The organism is Streptomyces sp. NPDC045998 (assembly GCF_056430285.1).
In genome coordinates this window covers 108,672-123,733 of sequence record NZ_JBWKLJ010000005.1, presented here as the reverse complement: position 1 = coordinate 123,733, position 15,062 = coordinate 108,672, and the positions used below count along the sequence as shown (strand labels likewise).

Here is a 15,062-nt window from a genome sequence, read left to right as displayed (position 1 = left end):
AGCGCCGCCGGTGACGCCCTACCCGCGCGGGCGCCGCCGCCTCAGCCAGAAGGCGCCCACCGCGACCGCGCCCAGCACGAGCGCGCCCAGGGTGGCGTTCCCGCCCTCGCCGCCCGAGCCGTCCGCCGAGCCGCCGCCGTTGCCCGAAGGGGAGCCGGGAGCCTGCGTCCGCCCCTGCCCGGCGTCGGCACCGGCTCCGGCACCCCGTTCCACCGGCACCCGGACGACCTCGCTCCCCTCCCCCTCCGACCCGATCATCAGCGCCTTCCCGTCCAGCGTGTACGTCACCGACTCCGACTGCCGCTGCAACGGCGCGGACACCCGCCGTTCCTCCCCCAGCCGGCCCCCGCCCTCCCACGCGTACGCCCGCGCGCTGAAGTAGCTCCGCAGCACCAGCTCCGTCCCGTCCGGCGAGAAGGCGCCGTCCGTCACCCAGGGCACCTCGCCGACGCGCCGGAAGACGTTGGCGCCGTCCGCGGAGAGCCGCGCGGGCCCTTCGTACAGGCCGCCGCCGTCCTCGTTCTTCGACGCGATGTACACGCGGCCCGTCTTCGGGTGCACCATCAGCGCCTCCGCGTCGCGCGCCCCGTCGGCGTACCGGACGGTGTACTGCGTGGCGTCGACCGTCCGGTCGCCGAGCTCCTTCGGCTCGGGGAAGCGGTAGATCCACACGTGGTCCCAGGAGCCGTTGAGGTTGTCCCCGATGTCCCCGACGTACACGGCACCGTCCGGGCCGACCGAGATGGCCTCCATGTCGCGCGGGGTGCCGATCCCGCGCAGGGTGACCGTGGCGACCGTCCGGCCGGTGCGGCCGTCGACGGCGAAGACGCGCGGACCGTCCTGGTCGTTGTGCGTCCAGTAGACGCCCGGGTGGGCGCGGCTGGCCGCGAGCCCGCTGGACTCGGTGATCCGCGGGTCCTGGAGGGTGAACCCGCCGTCGTCCGCCACCGCCGGGACGGCGGCCGCCACCACGAGCGCACCCACCGCCAGCGGGCCCGCCACGAGCGCACCCGCCACCGAAGCCATCCGCAAGAACGCAGCCATACGCCCCAGTGTCCATGGTCACAGCGCCCCCGCGCTCCCCGGCCGGGGGTCGGGTCGGGGATGATGGCCGTATGCGTTTCATGTTCGTCGGCGACAGCCAAACCATCGGACGCGCCGGCGACTACACCTGGCGCTACCGGATGTGGCAGCACCTCAACGCCACCTACGGCGGCCCGTACGCCATCGTCGGCCCGCGCACCGAGCTGTACGACACCTCCGCCGACGCGCCCGTCTCCCACGCGTACGGCGACCCCGGTTTCCCCGCCAAGGCCCAGCGCCACCTCGCCGGCTGGGGCGAGGGCTGGCTCCACATGGCGCCCCTCATCCGCGGGGCCGTCGCCTCCACGAAGGCGGACGTCCTGCTGGTCGCCCTCGGCCTGATCGACCTCGGCTTCTACACCAACAGCGACCAGACCGCCGAGAACGTCCGCGCCTTCCTCCGGGAGGCGCGCGCCGCGAACCCCCGCGTCCGCGCCGTGCTCCTCCCCGTCATCCCGAACGTCCGCGCCCGCGACGAGCCCGACTTCGCCGCCGAGTGCGCCCGCTTCAACGAACTGCTCGCGAAGGCGGTCGCCGACCTCGACGAGCCGGGCTCGCCCCTGCTGCTGGCGACGCCCCCGGAGGCGTACGACCTCCACACCGACACGTACGACGGCACCCACCCCGGCCCGTCGGGCGAGCACAAGCTGGCGGCGGCCTTCGCGACGGCGATGCACCAGGCGTGGGACATCGGCGGCCCCTACGAAGCGGCCCCCGCCTCCTGGTAGCGGCAACCCCCTGGCAGCGGCACTCCTGACAGGGCCGCCACAGAAGCGGACTGCTACCCTCCGGGTCCATCGTGCGCACCACCCCCGCGTGCGCGTTCCTTGGGGGGAACAGATCTCCGTGCCCAACTCCGCGTCACCGCTCTTCTCGGCGCGCCCGCGCTTCGACGCGCACCTCGCCATGCCCGTCCTCGACACCCTCCGCACCGCCGTGGCGGAGCGCGACTGGCCGGCCGTCGCCCGGTTCTTCGCCGGTCTGACGCACGAGGACGAACGCGCCTACGCCTGCTCGTACGTCGCGGGCCTCGACGGCTGCGAGGCGTTCCTGGAGCAGGCCGTCGCCGACCACCCCGGCGACCCGCTCCCCCGCTGCCTCCTCGCCGACCGCCGCGTCCGCATCGGCTGGGGCATCCGCTCCAACGCCCGGGCCCAGCACGTCTCGCGCGAGCAGTTCGACCAGTTCCACGCCTGGCTGCGCCGCGCCGAGGGGCTCCTCATCGAGGTCTGCGCCGAGTACCCCGACTACGCCCTCGGCTGGTACCTGCGCCTGATCACCGCGCGCGGCCTGGAGCTCGGTCAGAGCGAGACCCGCCGCCGCTACGACCGGCTCGCCGAACACCACCCCCACCACTACCCGGCGCAGACGCAGCTCCTCCAGCTGCTGTGTCCGAAGTGGGGCGGCTCCTGGGACGCCGCCTTCGGCTTCGCGAAGGAGTGCGCGGCCGCCTCCCCGGCCGGCGGGCACAACGCCACGCTGGTCGCCGAGGCGTACCTGGAGCAGTGGCTCGACCTCTCCCCGCGCGAGGGCGGCCGCCGGCTGGCCGAGCCCGCGGTCCGCGACGAACTGACCGCGGCCGCCGCGCACTCCGTCCTGCACCCGCACTACCGCCCGGGCTTCCACTGGGTCTCCGCCCACGGCCACTTCGCCGCCGCCCTCTCCCTGGGCCGCCACTACGCCGAGGCCGCCCCGCACTTCCGGGCCCTCGGGGACAACGCGACGAGGCACCCCTGGGACTACCTCGACGACGACCCGGCGGCCGCGTTCCTCCGGCACCGCAAGCACGCACTGGCGAAGGGCTGACCCGATGACCCCGATGGATCCGATGGGCCGGCTCACCGACACCCCCGTCACCGGCACCCCCGTCACCGGCACTCCCGTCGCCGGCATACGCGAGACCGTGATCGACGGCGTACGCACCGTCGTCGCGCACCGCCCCGGCCCGGCCTCCGCCGGCCTGCTCTTCCGCGTCGGCAGCGCCGACGAGACGCTCGCCACGCGCGGCATCACGCACCTCGTCGAGCACCTCGCCCTGCACCGCCACGGCATCGACGGCGCCGGCCCGCACCACTACAACGGCACCACCGACGCCACCCACACCCACTTCCACGTCACCGGCGACCCGGCCGAGGTCGTCGCGTACCTCAACGACGTCTGCGCGGCCCTGCGCGACCTGCCCGTGGAACGGCTGGAGACGGAGAAGGAGATCCTGCGCACCGAGGCCGCCGGGCGCGGCACCGGCCCGCACTCCGACGTCCCCCTGTGGCGGTACGGCGCCCAGGGCCACGGCCTCGCCTCGTACCACGAACTGGGCCTGCCCCGGCTCGACGCGGCCGCGATACGCCACTGGGCGGCCACCCGCTTCACCCGCGAGAACGCCGTCCTGTGGATCAGCTGCGACAGCCCGTCGGGGGACCTGCCCGAGGGCCTGGACGTGCGCCTGCCGTCCGGCCCCCGCCACCCGATGCCGGCCGTGACGTCCGCCCTGCCCCACACCCCCGCCTTCTTCCACGGCGACGACGGTGTCGTCGTCCTCGACGCCGTGGTCCGCCGCTCGACCGCCGCCGGCGTCTTCTCGGACGTGCTCGGCAAGGCGCTCTTCCGCGAGCTGCGCCAGAAGGGCGGCCTGTCGTACACCGCCGACAGCGACTACGCGCCCCGGGACGCCGACTTCGCGACGATCACGGCGCTCGCGGACGCGCTGCCGCGGAAGCAGGACGCGGTCGTCGGCGGCTTCATCGACGTCCTCGCCGCCCTGCGCGCCGGGCGCGTCGACGAGACCGACTTCGCCGCCGTACGCGCCGCCCGCCGCAAGATGTACGAGGTCCCCGACCTCGCCGCCGCCCAGCTGCCCGCGTACGCCCTCGGCCTGCTCACCGGCCATCCGCTCCCCGGCAAGGACGCCTACCTCGCCGAGCTGGACGCCCTCACCCCCGCCGACCTGCACGCCGTCGCCCAGGAGGTGTGGGCGAACGCCCTGCTGAAGGTGCCCGGCGGCCGGGGCGCCGACTGGGCCGGGTTCCACGAGGCGCCGTCGCAGTCGGCCGAGGTGCTGGAGGGCCGCCGCCACCCCTACCGCACCGACTCGCGCGCGGCGCTGGTCGTCGGCGCGGAGGGCGTCAGCCTGGTCTCGCCCGGGAACCAGGCCAGCGTCCGCTACGACCAGTGCGCGGCCGTGCTGGCCTTCCCCGACGGCGCCCGCCACCTCATCGGCCTCGACGGGATGAGCGTCTCCGTCGAGCCGACGCTGTACGAGGTGACGCCCGCCGCGCTCGCCCCCATCGACGCGGCGGTCCCGCCGCAGGTGGTCGTCCCGATGCCGGCGCGCTCCCCGGACCGCATCCCGCAGCCCGAGGCCCGCCGCCCGGAGCCGCCCGTTCCGGGACAGCGCGCCTCGAAGGCGAAACTGTGGGTCCTGGGCGTGCTGGCGCTGTTCTGGAGCCTGGTCGCGGCGACCGGTACGGCGGACGAGTTCGACCCGTCGGTCGCGGCGGGCCCCGACTGGGGATTCCTCTTCACGGTGTGGCTGCTGGAGGCGTTCCTCGTGGGCGCGCTGGCGGTCACCGCCCGCCGCCACTGGAAGTCCCGCCGGGCCGCCCGCCGCTGAGCTTGGCGATCTCCCGCCCCGGGGACAACTCCCGTACGGGGAACGGGGGAACGGCCATGCTCCATCTCACGACCATGCTCCATCTCACGGCTTTGCTCGTCGTGGCGGCGGCGATCGGCTACCGCCTCGCCGTCGCGGCGCGCGTCACGAGGGCGATGGAGGGCGGCGTACGCGAGGACCTTTCCGCCGAGGACCTCTCCGCCGAGGAGGTCGCCTTCCTGGCGGGCGGGCCGCGCCGGGTCGTGACGACGCTGCTGTTCCGCATGAAGCGGGAGGGCCGGCTGTCCGTCTCCGACGACGGCACGGTCACCCTCCACGACGACGTGTACGCGGCCGGCTCCCTCGAGAAGGCCCTCGTCCAGGCGGCGGGCGTCTCCCGGACCGAGCGCCTCGGCAAGCTGGTGGCGCGCGCGTCCACGAGCCGCGCGGTGCAGTCCATCGGCGACCGCCTGGAAGCGGGGGGCCTGGTGATAGGGCCCGCCCTGCGCCGGTCCCAGCGCCGGTCGCGCAGCCTGCTGTCGTGGTCGGCGGTGTTCCCGGCCGTCCTGTCCGCCGTCGACGTCGTCACCGGCCCGTCCGCCTTCTGGTGGGCGGGCTTCGCGCTGTTCGCCGTGGCCGACGTCGCCTCCCGGCTGCTCAAGCCGGTCGCGGCGCGGGTGCCGTACCGCGTCCAGTGGACGCTCACCACCCTGCGCACCACGTGCGACCGCCCCTCCACGGTCGCCGTCGCCCTCGACGGCCTCACCGCCTCCGAGGAGCCCGAACTGCTGGCCCTGGTCACCCCCGAGACCTGGAAGGCGCGGCAGAGCCCGTACGGCAACGGGACCGGCGCCGCCGTCAGCGGCACCCTCGCGCCCTGGTGCGGCGCCGCCGCCGACTGGGGTTCCCCGGGCGACGGCGCCGCGGGCGCGGCCTCAAGCTGCGGTGGTGGTGGCGGCGGCGGCGGGGGCGGTGGCTGCGGCGGCAGCGGCTGACCCGGGGAGCTGTACGACGCGCCGGCGGCGGGTCGGCAGGCCCGCGGTCGGGTTGGCGACGCCCCAGGCGGCTCCCTTGCAGATCAGCTCCTTGTAGAGCGCGGCCACGCGGCCCGTCAGGGCGCCGTCCTTCGCCCGGTCGTCGGCCGTGACGAACTGGATCAGGCCCTCCTTGCGGCCGAGCGAGACGCACTGCTGGAAGTAGCGGATGGGGACGCGGGGCACCTTGACCCCGGCCAGGCGGGCGGCGATGGCGTCGGCGGCCTGCCAGGCCATGGGGACGCCCGAGGCGCAGGACATGCGCAGCGGCTTGTCGTGGGGTCCCATGGCCATCGCCGCGTCGCCGACGGCGTACACGTCCGGGTGGGAGACCGAGCGCATGGTGGCGTCGACCACGATCTGGCCCCGGTCGGTGAGTTCGAGGGCGGTGGCCTGGGCGATGGGGTGGACGGCGAAGCCGGTGGTCCACACGGTGACGTCGGCGGGGAGGGTCCGGCCGTCGGCCGTCGTGACCTGGTCCGCCTCCACGGCGTTCACCACCGCGTACTCGTGGACCGTGATGCCGAGCTTGTCCGCCACCTTCCGCAGGTGGGCGCGGCCCTTCTCGGAGAACCAGTCGCCGAAGGCGCCGTAGGTGGCCAGGGCGACGTCGAGGTCCGGGCGGGCCTCGGCGATCTCGGTCGCGGCCTCCAGGCCGGTCAGGCCGCCGCCGACCACGACCACGGGCCGGCCGGCGTCCAGGGCGGCGAGGCGGTCGCGGAGGCGGAGGGCGCCGGGGCGGCTGGAGACCTCGTACGCGTGGGTGGCGGCGCCGGGCACGCCGCCGTCGTTCCAGCCGCTGCCGAGGGCGTAGACGAGCGTGTCGTACGCGAGTTCCTCCGCCCGCGCGGCGCCGTTCACGGGGGCGACCGTCACCGTCTTGCGGTCCACGTCGACGGCGGTGACCTTCGCGAGCTTGAGCGCCACGCCCGTGCCGGCGAACATCTCGCCGAACGGGCGGGGCTTGAGTTCCTGCCCGACGGCGAGCTGGTGCAGCCGGACGCGCTCGACGAAGTCGGGCTCGGGGTTGACGAGGGTGATGCTGACGTCCGCGCGGTGCAGTCGCCGGGCGACGCGGCCGGCGGCGACGGCTCCGGTGTAGCCGGCTCCGAGGACGACGATGCGGTGCTGCATGGGCCTGCTCCTGTCTGCGAGGTTCCGCCGCTGTCTTGCGCGGTTTCGCCCCTTGAACCGGGCAGCCCGACGTTTCCTGACAGGCTGGGGATGTGAACCACGTCACACCCGGCCGGGGTCGGGTCAGAGCGTGAGGAGCGGGGGCTCCCCCTGGTGCGCGGCGGTCCACAGCTCCGTCGCACGGACGAGCTTGTCGGGGTTGACCTGGCTGCGGACCGCGACGATGCCCTCCGCGGTGACCTCCAGGCAGGTGACCGCGACGACCCGGCCGTCCACGACCACCACGATGGCGGGCTCGCCGTTGGCGGTCGTCGCGTGGATCTCGGGCGTGCCGCCGACGAGGGCCCGCTTGGCCTGGCTGGGCTTGAACAGCCCGCGCAGGAACTTCGCGACCGCGAGCGCGCCCTCGAAGCCCTTCGCACGCGCCGGGACCTTCCCGCCGCCGTCACCGGCCGCGATGGCGTCCTCGGTCAGCAGGCGTACGAGGGGTTCGGTACGGCCGCTGGTCGCCGCCGCCAGGAACTCGTCGACGATCCGCCGGGCCGCGGTCTCGTCGATCTCGGTGCGCGCCTTGCCGTCCGCGACGTGCTTCTTGGCCCGGTGGTACGTCTGCTGACTGGCGGCCTCGGTGATGTCGAGGATCGCGGCGATCTCCCGGTGCGGGTAGTCGAAGGCCTCCCGCAGCACGTACACCGCCCGCTCGCCGGGCGACAGGCGCTCCAGCAGGACGAGGACGGCGTACGACACCGACTCGCGCTGTTCGGCGGTGTCGGCCGGGCCCAGCATCGGGTCCCCGGCGAGGAGCGGCTCCGGGAGCCACCTGCCCACGTACGTCTCCCGCCGGGCGCGGGCCGAAGTGAGCATGTTGAGACAGAGGTTGGTCAGCACCTTCGTGAGCCACGCCTCGGGCACCTCGATCCGCGCCACGTCGGCGGCCTGCCAGCGCAGGAACGTTTCCTGCACGGCGTCCTCCGCCTCACTCGCCGAGCCGAGCAACCGGTAGGCGATGGCCTCCAGCCGCGGCCTGGCGGCCTCGAACCGGTCGACGTCACTCGTGATCAGGGCCATGCGCGCGATCGTAGCCGTCCCGGGCCGGGACGGCACGAGGTGCCGTCCACGCATCCCTTCCCTCCGACATCTTCGCAGGTCACGGCTCTGGGACGTCCCTCCACGTCCCTGGGACGGCGGCGTCTCTGGCCCCCGGCGGAGCCCGCTCCGACAGTGATCGGGAAGTCGGTCCGGGACGGTTCCGGACCCAGGGGGGTGTGACGTTGAGACGCCGTGTGTGCGCAGCCGGAGGCTGCCAGTGGTTCTATGCGAAGCCCGATGCCCGGCTCCGGCCGGGCATCGGCGCGTACCGCGGATTCCGGTCGACGGCCGGTGTGCCGCAGGAGCGGCTCGTGGTGCCGAGCGGGAGGGTGTCCCTGCTCATCGGGTTCGGGAGCGAGATGCGCCTCGGGCGGGCGGGACGGGAGGCGGCGGGGGCCGCACCCGTGCACACGTCGCTGGTGTCCGGACTCCACACCCGGGCCAGGGTGCTCGGGCACGCGGGCGATCTCCACGGGGTGGAGCTCACGCTCGCCCCCTGGGCGGCGTACCGCCTCTTCGGCGCGTCCCTCGGGGAGCTCGCGGACACGGTGACCGATCCGTCCGACGTCCTGGGCGGCCGGGCGCGTGACCTCGCCGCGGCCCTGGAGGCGGCCCCGGGGTGGCGGGAGCGGTTCGCCCTGCTCGACGAGACCCTGCTGCGGTGGAGCGCGCAGGCGGACGCGTCCCACGAGCCGTCCCCGGCCGTCCTGGAGGCGTGGCGGCTCCTCTCCCGTACGGCGGGCTCCCTGCCGATCCGCGAACTGGCCTCCCGTACCGGCTGGAGCCTGCGCCACCTGGAGAACCGGTTCCGCGAGCAGATCGGCCTCCCCCCGAAGCGCCTGGCCCGCATCCTGCGGTTGAACCGCTCCATCCACCTGCTGGCGACGGGCGGCCGCGCCATCGACGTCGCGTACGCCTGCGGCTTCTACGACCAGGCGCACCTGAGCCGCGAGTTCAGCGCCATGACGGGGATGCCACCGGGCCGCTTCCTGGCGGCGAGGGGCGGGGCGAGCGCGTGGCTCGCCGGCTGAGAAGGGCGGCCGGCTGGGGCACTTCGGGCGGTGCGCTTTTCTCCAATACGCGGCTGGGCGACGGGTGTCAGCCTGTCTGCGCGCGCGACCCGCCGGGTCGCCAACGACCAGAGGTGGATCACACGATGAGCAAGACCACGGGGTTCCGTCGGCGCGCCGCGGCGGTCGCGGGCGCGACCGCGCTGATCGTCGCGGGCGGAGTGGCGACGGCGGGCCAGGCGGCAGCGGGGCCCCACTGCCCCGCGGGCTACCACTGCGTCTTCAGCAACGAGATAGGCCCCAGCGATGCGGACCGCTACAACTTCTTCAACAGCGACCCCAACTTCACCGACAACACCTTCGCGTACTCCACGAACCCCGTGAACGACGGAATCCACGCCGCCAGCAACTCCAGCAACAGCGGCTACGAGAGCCACTACTACAGGGACATCAACTACGAGGGCGGGTTCCTCTTCTGCGTCAACCCGGGCAGCGCCGTGTACTCCCACCAGCTGACGCACGACGTCATGGACGGCGACGGCAAGAGCCAGGCGGGCGAGGCCAGCTCCATGCGGGTCCGCTCCACGACGGCCATCCCCTGTTTCTGACGACAGGCGGCATGGCCGGGACCCGGCGGCGCGGGGGTGTGCCGGGTCCTCCAGCACTCCACTTCCCACCCACACCGAAAGGCGGATCAAACATGTCCACGACCACCCGCACCACCGGCCTGCGCAAGCGGGCCGCGGCCATCCTCGGCTCGACCGCGCTCCTCGTGGCGGGCGGCGTCGCGACGGCGTCGCCGTCGTGGGCCGGATACATGTGCGACCCGGGCTACCACTGCGTATGGGCGTCGGGAGAGATCGGTGACAGCGCTTCGCACGACTTCTACAACAGCGACCCCAACTTCACCGACGACTACTACAACACCAATGCCGGCAGGTTCGGCTACGGCGACAACGTGAACGACTCCGTCTCAGCGGTCAGCAACTCCAGCACCGGAGGCTACGAGAGCCACTTCTTCCGTGACATCAACTACACGGGCGGGTTGCTGTTCTGCGTCAACCCCGGCAGCAACGCCTGGGGTTCCGAGCTGGCGGACTGGCAGGAGAACCAGGCCAGCTCCATGAAGCTCAAGCCGTCGACCACCACTCCCTGCTTCTGAATCGACCGCGCATGCGCACGGGCCCGGCGCCACGGAGGTGCGCCGGGCCCTTCAGCACTCCAGTCCCCACGAAAGGCACCTCGACCCCGTGCTTCTGACGCTTCACGCAAGCGCCCGCCTCCGCGCCGCCCGCGCGCTCGGTCTCGCCCTGGCCGCCGCCGGTGTGGCGCTCACCGGCTGCGGTACGGAGCCGAAACCGGAACCGGACCGACGGAACGGCGCCGTCGCGCGGACCGACACGGCCGCCCTGCACCGGCTGCCTCCGGTCACCCAGCTGCTCTTCACCCCCGACGACCGCAGCCACGAGGCGCAGCGGCGGATCGCCATCGCCTGCATGGGCGAGCAGGGGTTCCGTTACGCCCCCGTCGCCCGGGCCGCGGCGGACGAAAGCGGCGAGCAGCTGCCGCAGCCGTTCGGCCTGGAGACCGCCGAGGAGCCCCCGGCCCCCGCACCGCAGCCGTCCGGGACGCCGCCGAAGCCCGGCAGCCCCGAGACCACCGAGGCGTACGGCAAGGCCCTGTTCGGGGACCAGAAGAAGCGCGTCACCGTCAAGGGCACCCACATGAGCGTGTCCCGGCCGGGCGACGGCTGTCTGGCCGAGGCCGAGAAGAAGGTGCTCGGCGACGAGGCGGGCCGGTTGCGGTGGCTCCAGGTGCGGATCATGCTCTTCGAGGCGCAGGAGCAGGCGCGCGTGGACGTGGAGAAGGACCCGGCCTTCAAGGCCGCGACCGCTCAGTGGCGGGCGTGCATGAACCGGGCCGGCTTCGACCAGCCCGACCCCGTACGGCTCCTGGCGTCCCTCCGTACCGAGGAGGCCCGCCGGACCAGCCCGGCCCTCAAGGCGGACGTGCGCTGCAAGGGCGAGACGCGCTACCTCGACACCGCGTACACCCGCCTCGCGGCCGTCCAGCAGCGGTGGCTGGAGCGCAATCCCACGGTGGAGAAGGACTGGCGGGCCTTGACGGCCCGCCAGAACGAAGCTGCCCGCCAGATCCTGGGGAGCGGCGCTACCCCTCCTCGCTCGGAATGAAGCGGCCGGTGCAGCTGCGCGGCCCGTCCTTGTCGCCGACCTTGGGCAGCGCCGCGCAGACCCACACCGAGCCGTCGTGCGGCGCCGCGATCAGCGGCGTGTAGACGTCCCGGTCGAAGTGGACGACGTCCGCCTGCGCGGCGCCCTCGGAGTTGTTGACGACCACGGTGGCGCCGACCTGGGCGAAGGAGATCCGCCCCCAGGCCGCCTCGCAGGCCCTGCTGTACCGGAGCTCGATCACCAGGTCCTTGGGGATGGAGCCGGTGCGCACGGTGACCGCGTCGGTGCCGCAGTTCATCTGCTTGGGATCCCGGCCCTCGCACGCGACGCCCGTGCAGCCCGTAGCCGGCCCCGCGACCTTCACCGGGCGGGTGGGAGCGGGTTGGGGTTCCTCGCCGTAGGACCCGATGGCGGCGTAGCCGACGGCGGCGCCCGCAGCCAGGATGACGGCGAGCGCGGACGAGAGCCACAGGGCCCGGCGGCGCCTGGGCCGCACGGGCGCGGCCACGTCACCCGCCGCGTCACCCGCCGCCTCAACCACCGTGCCGTCGGCCGACTCCCGTTCTTCCTCGGCCCGGTCCCAGAGGGCGAGCAGGGCTGCCGGGTCCTTCTCGCAGACGCGGGCGATGCTTTCGACGGCGGCCCGCGGCGGGAACTGCTTCCCGTTCACCCACCGCTCCCACGACGACTTCGCGTAGTGGGTCTTCTCGCCGAGCTGGGCGAAGCTCAGCCCCGACGCCTTCTTCAGGGCGAGCAGTTCGCCCGCCAACTCCTCGGCCGAAGCCTCGGATCTACCACTCACAGACCCCTGGCGGTCCACTTGGCTCTGTACTCCCGGAACGTAGACATGCTCATGCCTGTCATGAACCCGCACATGGTAGAGCGGAGGGGGAGATACCTCCCAGTAGTCTCATTCCAGGGCGCGTCACCAGGTCGCGTACCCCGAAAAGGGCCGTACGCCGTCGCCCCGACGGACCGCGATAAGCAGGTCCTTGTACGTCAGGAGGCCCGCCAGCTCCGCGTTGCCGTCGTCCGCGTCGCGGTTGAAGGTGCGCGCGTCCCGGCGCTCGCCGGTGGCGGCGTCGTGGACGTACAGCTGATCATGGCCCCTCCTCTCACGGGTCAGGACCGTCACCCGGCCACCGCCCGCGTGCAGCGCCGTCATCCCGCCGTACACGGAATCCCGCCACACCTCGTTCCCGTTCGTCAGGTCGTAGGCGACCACCTCGCCTCCGACGTGGGTGAAGAGCTTCCCGCCGTCGACGGCCACCCTTTCCGGGCTGCCCACCGGTATACCGGCGTTGTCGCCGACGGACTCGATCAGCGCCTGACGGCGGCCGTCCGGCCCGAAGGAGACGAAGGAGTCCGTGCCGCCGCGCGACTCCGGGACCTTGACGCCGAGCACCGCCGGTTCGGCGGACACGAAACCGACGGACACGTCCGCGCCGATGGGGCGCCGGTCACCGAGGGGGACCGTCCACCGGGCCGTGCCGTCGTCCGGGTCGAACGCGGCGAGCTTCATCTCCTCGCAGGCGAGGACCGCAAGGACGTGACGGCCCGAGACGGCGACCCCGTACGGGAGGCAGCCCTTCGGTACGGTGGCCTGCCAACGCTTGGCGCCGGTACGCAGGTCGAAGGCGCCCACGGCCCGGTCGGCGGGGCCACCGAGCACGGCGAGTCCGCCGCCGACCGCGACGACGTCCTCCTTGACGACCACCGGGCCGCCGCCCGGCGTGCGGGCGGTCCGCCACAGCTCGCGGCCGTTCTTCAGATCGATCGCGGCGACGGTGGCGCAGCCCTTGCCCACGTCGCCATAGGAGATCAGCACGACGGAGTCGGCCGCGACGCGGCTGGCCGCGCAGATCTCCGCCGTCCTGGGCGGGGTGTACTCCCAGCGCCTCTTCCCCGACCCGGCGTCGAAGGCCGTGACGGCGTCGTAGCGGCTGCGGACGACGGTGTCCCCGACGAGCCAGGCGGCGTTGCCGTGCCCGGCGGCCGCGCGGTCGTGCGGGGTGTTCCAGACGCGCTCCATGGAGTCGCCGGGCATGTAGCCCAGTTCGGAGGCGATCCAGGAGGCGAGACCCGCCAAGAGGCCGAGCGGCACCACGATCACCACCGCGAGGGCGATCGCCCTCCTCCACCACCCTGGTACCGCGTCATCGGCCGTGCGCGTCGCCATACGGATCCCCACCCCTGGTCCAGCAGTTCGAAGGCCTCAGGGTAGGGGGCGGCCTACGCGCCGGCGGACGCCTCCCGCGCGACGAGGGCGCGCCAGGAGGGGGCGGGGCGCGGGGCCGCTGCCGCCGCGGCGGCCTGTCGGCAGCGCCCGCACTGCGTCTCGTCGCCGACCGGCCGGAACAGGTGCTCGTCGCCCGGCCCCTCACAGACGACCATCCGGCGCGGCCCCGCGGCGGCTTCCGCGGCGACGGGCAGCTTCTCCACCAGGCGGTGCCGCAGGAATCCCACCGCCGAGCGGACGCCACCGGGCGGCAGCCCGGACGTCAGCGCCCGGTGCAGTTCGGACGCCGACAGGCCGCGCCGCAGCCACTCGGCCGCCGCGTCGGCGAGGCCGCGTGCCTCGCGGACGCCGAGCAGCAGGTCGGGGTGCGTATGCCGCAGCGAGAGAAGTACGCGCTCGGCCTGGGTGAGCTCCGGCGCCGAGGCCGGGGCCGGGGCTTTGGGTGGGTGGTGGGGATCGTTCTTCTCTCCGTCTTCGTCTTCCGGAGGGGAGCCACCGACCACCCGGGGTGCCGATTCACCGACCGCCGGTTTCGGCGCACTCGGCGGCGCACCCGGAGGCACTTCCTCCGGAACGCCGTCCCGCACTCGCGCCGCCTCCTCCCTCGTGAGGGTGACGTTCGAGCAGAGCTGCTCCGTGGCCCACCGGCCCCGGTGGTCCTGGAACTGCCACTCGTGGACGAAACCGCCCTCGACCAGCAGCCGCTTGGCCTTCTGGTACGCCCGGGGCTTCAGCCCCAACTCGGCTGCATGCTCGCTCAGCGGCTTGCCGACCTTGCCGTCGGGGAGCCCCTGGATGTGAATGAGCAGGATCTTCGCGTCGCTGTTGAGGTGCGAATGCCGTACGACGTCGTGCGAGACCTTGGTGTAGCGCCGAACAGGCGCGATAACATGCCGAAGCATTTTCGGTGGCTGCTTCCACTGGGAGTGAAGGTCCTCGGATCGGTGTTGGCGCACCGCCGGGGACCGCTCCATTTATCCACGGAGCGTGATGACGCGGTCACCGTACCGCATCAGCCGCCATTTCGTACAACAAGTCCTTTTCGGCGGACGGCACTTCACTCCACAGCTCAGCGGACGGTCTACGCGAACTGCCCGGGCTGGTAGTCGCCGGCCGGGTTGCGGACGATGACGTTCAGGCGGTTGAAGGCGTTGATGAGGGCGATGGCCGCCACCAGCGCGGTGAGCTGCTCCTCGTCGTAGTGCTTCGCGGCGTTCGCCCACGCCTCGTCCGTGACGCCACCGGCCGCGTCGGCGATGCGCGTGCCCTGCTCGACGAGCTCCAGCGCGGCGCGCTCGGCGTCGGTGAAGACGGTGGCCTCCCGCCAGGCCGCGACCATGTTCAGGCGCAGCGGGTCCTCCCCGGCGTGGAGGGCGTCCTTGGTGTGCATGTCGACGCAGAAACCGCAGCCGTTGATCTGGCTCGCGCGGAGGGTGATCAGGTGCTGGGTCTCAGTGGGCACGGACGCGCCCTCCAGGACCTTTCCGGCCGTGGCGAGGTGCTTGACGAAGGTGGCGGCGACCGGGCTGGCGAAGAGGTTCAGTCGGGCTTCCATGGTGTGCTCCTTGGCCGTTGCTGGCGGATACACCTCTGGGACGAGTCGGCCCGGGGCGACTGTGACATGGACGGGTGTGACGTGCGTCTCCCCCGCCGGGGGCGCCGCCGCCGATGACTTTCCCCGTGACCGACGGT

The 15,062-nt window shown here is 73.3% G+C and carries 15 protein-coding genes; 8 read left to right on the top strand and 7 right to left on the bottom strand.

Annotation, left to right across the window (positions count from 1 at the left end):
* Positions 1-18 precede the first annotated feature (18 nt).
* The gene (locus AC07FJ_RS17035) at positions 19-1,044 is read right to left on the bottom strand and encodes a WD40 repeat domain-containing protein (RefSeq protein ID WP_479049687.1); all 1,026 of its coding nucleotides are present in this window, start codon (positions 1,042-1,044) and stop codon (positions 19-21) included.
* 71 nt (positions 1,045-1,115) lie between these two features.
* Between AC07FJ_RS17035 and AC07FJ_RS17030 the strand changes: the two genes are divergently transcribed.
* From AC07FJ_RS17030 to AC07FJ_RS17015, 4 genes are all read left to right on the top strand, one after another.
* Complete coding sequence (locus AC07FJ_RS17030) at positions 1,116-1,811, top strand: GDSL-type esterase/lipase family protein (protein WP_479049686.1); 696 nt, start codon at positions 1,116-1,118, stop codon at positions 1,809-1,811.
* A 118-nt stretch (positions 1,812-1,929) separates the two neighbouring features.
* Positions 1,930-2,889, top strand: a complete 960-nt coding sequence (locus AC07FJ_RS17025; protein WP_479049685.1) for a hypothetical protein — start codon at positions 1,930-1,932, stop codon at positions 2,887-2,889.
* Between the two features lie 4 nt (positions 2,890-2,893).
* Entirely contained in the window at positions 2,894-4,693 is a 1,800-nt protein-coding gene (locus tag AC07FJ_RS17020) for a M16 family metallopeptidase (RefSeq protein WP_479049684.1), read from the top strand.
* A gap of 56 nt (positions 4,694-4,749) precedes the next feature.
* Positions 4,750-5,667: a TIGR04222 domain-containing membrane protein gene (locus AC07FJ_RS17015; protein ID WP_479049682.1), complete on the top strand. Its 918-nt coding sequence runs from the start codon at positions 4,750-4,752 to the stop codon at positions 5,665-5,667.
* Here the strand turns inward: AC07FJ_RS17015 and AC07FJ_RS17010 are convergent.
* Together AC07FJ_RS17010 and AC07FJ_RS17005 are read right to left on the bottom strand one after the other, a co-directional pair.
* Entirely contained in the window at positions 5,608-6,840 is a 1,233-nt protein-coding gene (locus AC07FJ_RS17010) for an NAD(P)/FAD-dependent oxidoreductase (protein WP_479049680.1), read from the bottom strand. The two genes, AC07FJ_RS17015 and AC07FJ_RS17010, sit on opposite strands and share 60 nt — an antisense overlap.
* Before the next feature lie 123 nt (positions 6,841-6,963).
* On the bottom strand, positions 6,964-7,908 hold the full coding sequence (locus AC07FJ_RS17005) for an RNA polymerase sigma-70 factor (RefSeq protein WP_479049678.1): 945 nt from the start codon (positions 7,906-7,908) through the stop codon (positions 6,964-6,966).
* Between the two features lie 215 nt (positions 7,909-8,123).
* Here AC07FJ_RS17005 and AC07FJ_RS17000 point away from each other — a divergent pair, with 215 nt between their 5' ends.
* The 4 genes from AC07FJ_RS17000 (at position 8,124) to AC07FJ_RS16985 (ending at position 11,131) form a co-directional block, all read left to right on the top strand.
* The gene (locus AC07FJ_RS17000) at positions 8,124-8,960 is read left to right on the top strand and encodes a helix-turn-helix domain-containing protein (RefSeq protein ID WP_479049677.1); all 837 of its coding nucleotides are present in this window, start codon (positions 8,124-8,126) and stop codon (positions 8,958-8,960) included.
* Positions 8,961-9,085: 125 nt separating this feature from the next.
* Complete coding sequence (locus tag AC07FJ_RS16995; protein WP_479049675.1) at positions 9,086-9,547, top strand: hypothetical protein; 462 nt, start codon at positions 9,086-9,088, stop codon at positions 9,545-9,547.
* 92 nt (positions 9,548-9,639) lie between these two features.
* On the top strand, positions 9,640-10,101 hold the full coding sequence (locus AC07FJ_RS16990; RefSeq protein ID WP_479049674.1) for a hypothetical protein: 462 nt from the start codon (positions 9,640-9,642) through the stop codon (positions 10,099-10,101).
* 88 nt (positions 10,102-10,189) lie between these two features.
* Positions 10,190-11,131 (top strand): hypothetical protein, encoded by a 942-nt coding sequence (locus tag AC07FJ_RS16985; protein WP_479049672.1) that lies wholly within the window; start codon positions 10,190-10,192, stop codon positions 11,129-11,131.
* Here AC07FJ_RS16985 and AC07FJ_RS16980 read toward each other — a convergent pair.
* From AC07FJ_RS16980 to AC07FJ_RS16965, 4 genes are all read right to left on the bottom strand, one after another.
* Positions 11,109-11,933, bottom strand: a complete 825-nt coding sequence (locus tag AC07FJ_RS16980) for a DUF2690 domain-containing protein (RefSeq protein ID WP_479049671.1) — start codon at positions 11,931-11,933, stop codon at positions 11,109-11,111. The genes AC07FJ_RS16985 and AC07FJ_RS16980 overlap by 23 nt on opposite strands.
* Before the next feature lie 123 nt (positions 11,934-12,056).
* Positions 12,057-13,310 carry an outer membrane protein assembly factor BamB family protein gene (locus tag AC07FJ_RS16975; protein WP_479049669.1) on the bottom strand — a complete coding sequence of 418 codons (1,254 nt, stop codon included), beginning with the start codon at positions 13,308-13,310 and terminating at the stop codon, positions 12,057-12,059.
* 53 nt (positions 13,311-13,363) lie between these two features.
* A complete protein-coding gene (locus AC07FJ_RS16970; protein ID WP_479049667.1) occupies positions 13,364-14,272 on the bottom strand; it encodes a hypothetical protein in 909 nt (302 codons plus the stop codon).
* Between the two features lie 179 nt (positions 14,273-14,451).
* Positions 14,452-14,925: a carboxymuconolactone decarboxylase family protein gene (locus tag AC07FJ_RS16965; RefSeq protein WP_479049665.1), complete on the bottom strand. Its 474-nt coding sequence runs from the start codon at positions 14,923-14,925 to the stop codon at positions 14,452-14,454.
* Positions 14,926-15,062 lie beyond the last annotated feature (137 nt).

Excerpts from the sequence above, each read along its gene's own strand:
- AC07FJ_RS17035 (WP_479049687.1), bottom strand. The coding sequence starts at position 1,044 with ATGGCTGCGTTCTTGCGGATGGCTTCGGTGGCGGGTGCGCTCGTGGCG.
- AC07FJ_RS16995 (WP_479049675.1), top strand. The coding sequence starts at position 9,086 with ATGAGCAAGACCACGGGGTTCCGTCGGCGCGCCGCGGCGGTCGCGGGC.
- AC07FJ_RS16975 (WP_479049669.1), bottom strand. The coding sequence starts at position 13,310 with ATGGCGACGCGCACGGCCGATGACGCGGTACCAGGGTGGTGGAGGAGG.
- AC07FJ_RS17020 (WP_479049684.1), top strand. The coding sequence starts at position 2,894 with ATGACCCCGATGGATCCGATGGGCCGGCTCACCGACACCCCCGTCACC.
- AC07FJ_RS16990 (WP_479049674.1), top strand. The coding sequence starts at position 9,640 with ATGTCCACGACCACCCGCACCACCGGCCTGCGCAAGCGGGCCGCGGCC.
- AC07FJ_RS17030 (WP_479049686.1), top strand. The coding sequence starts at position 1,116 with ATGCGTTTCATGTTCGTCGGCGACAGCCAAACCATCGGACGCGCCGGC.
- AC07FJ_RS16965 (WP_479049665.1), bottom strand. The coding sequence starts at position 14,925 with ATGGAAGCCCGACTGAACCTCTTCGCCAGCCCGGTCGCCGCCACCTTC.
- AC07FJ_RS17005 (WP_479049678.1), bottom strand. The coding sequence starts at position 7,908 with ATGGCCCTGATCACGAGTGACGTCGACCGGTTCGAGGCCGCCAGGCCG.
- AC07FJ_RS17015 (WP_479049682.1), top strand. The coding sequence starts at position 4,750 with ATGCTCCATCTCACGACCATGCTCCATCTCACGGCTTTGCTCGTCGTG.
- AC07FJ_RS16970 (WP_479049667.1), bottom strand. The coding sequence starts at position 14,272 with ATGCTTCGGCATGTTATCGCGCCTGTTCGGCGCTACACCAAGGTCTCG.
- AC07FJ_RS17010 (WP_479049680.1), bottom strand. The coding sequence starts at position 6,840 with ATGCAGCACCGCATCGTCGTCCTCGGAGCCGGCTACACCGGAGCCGTC.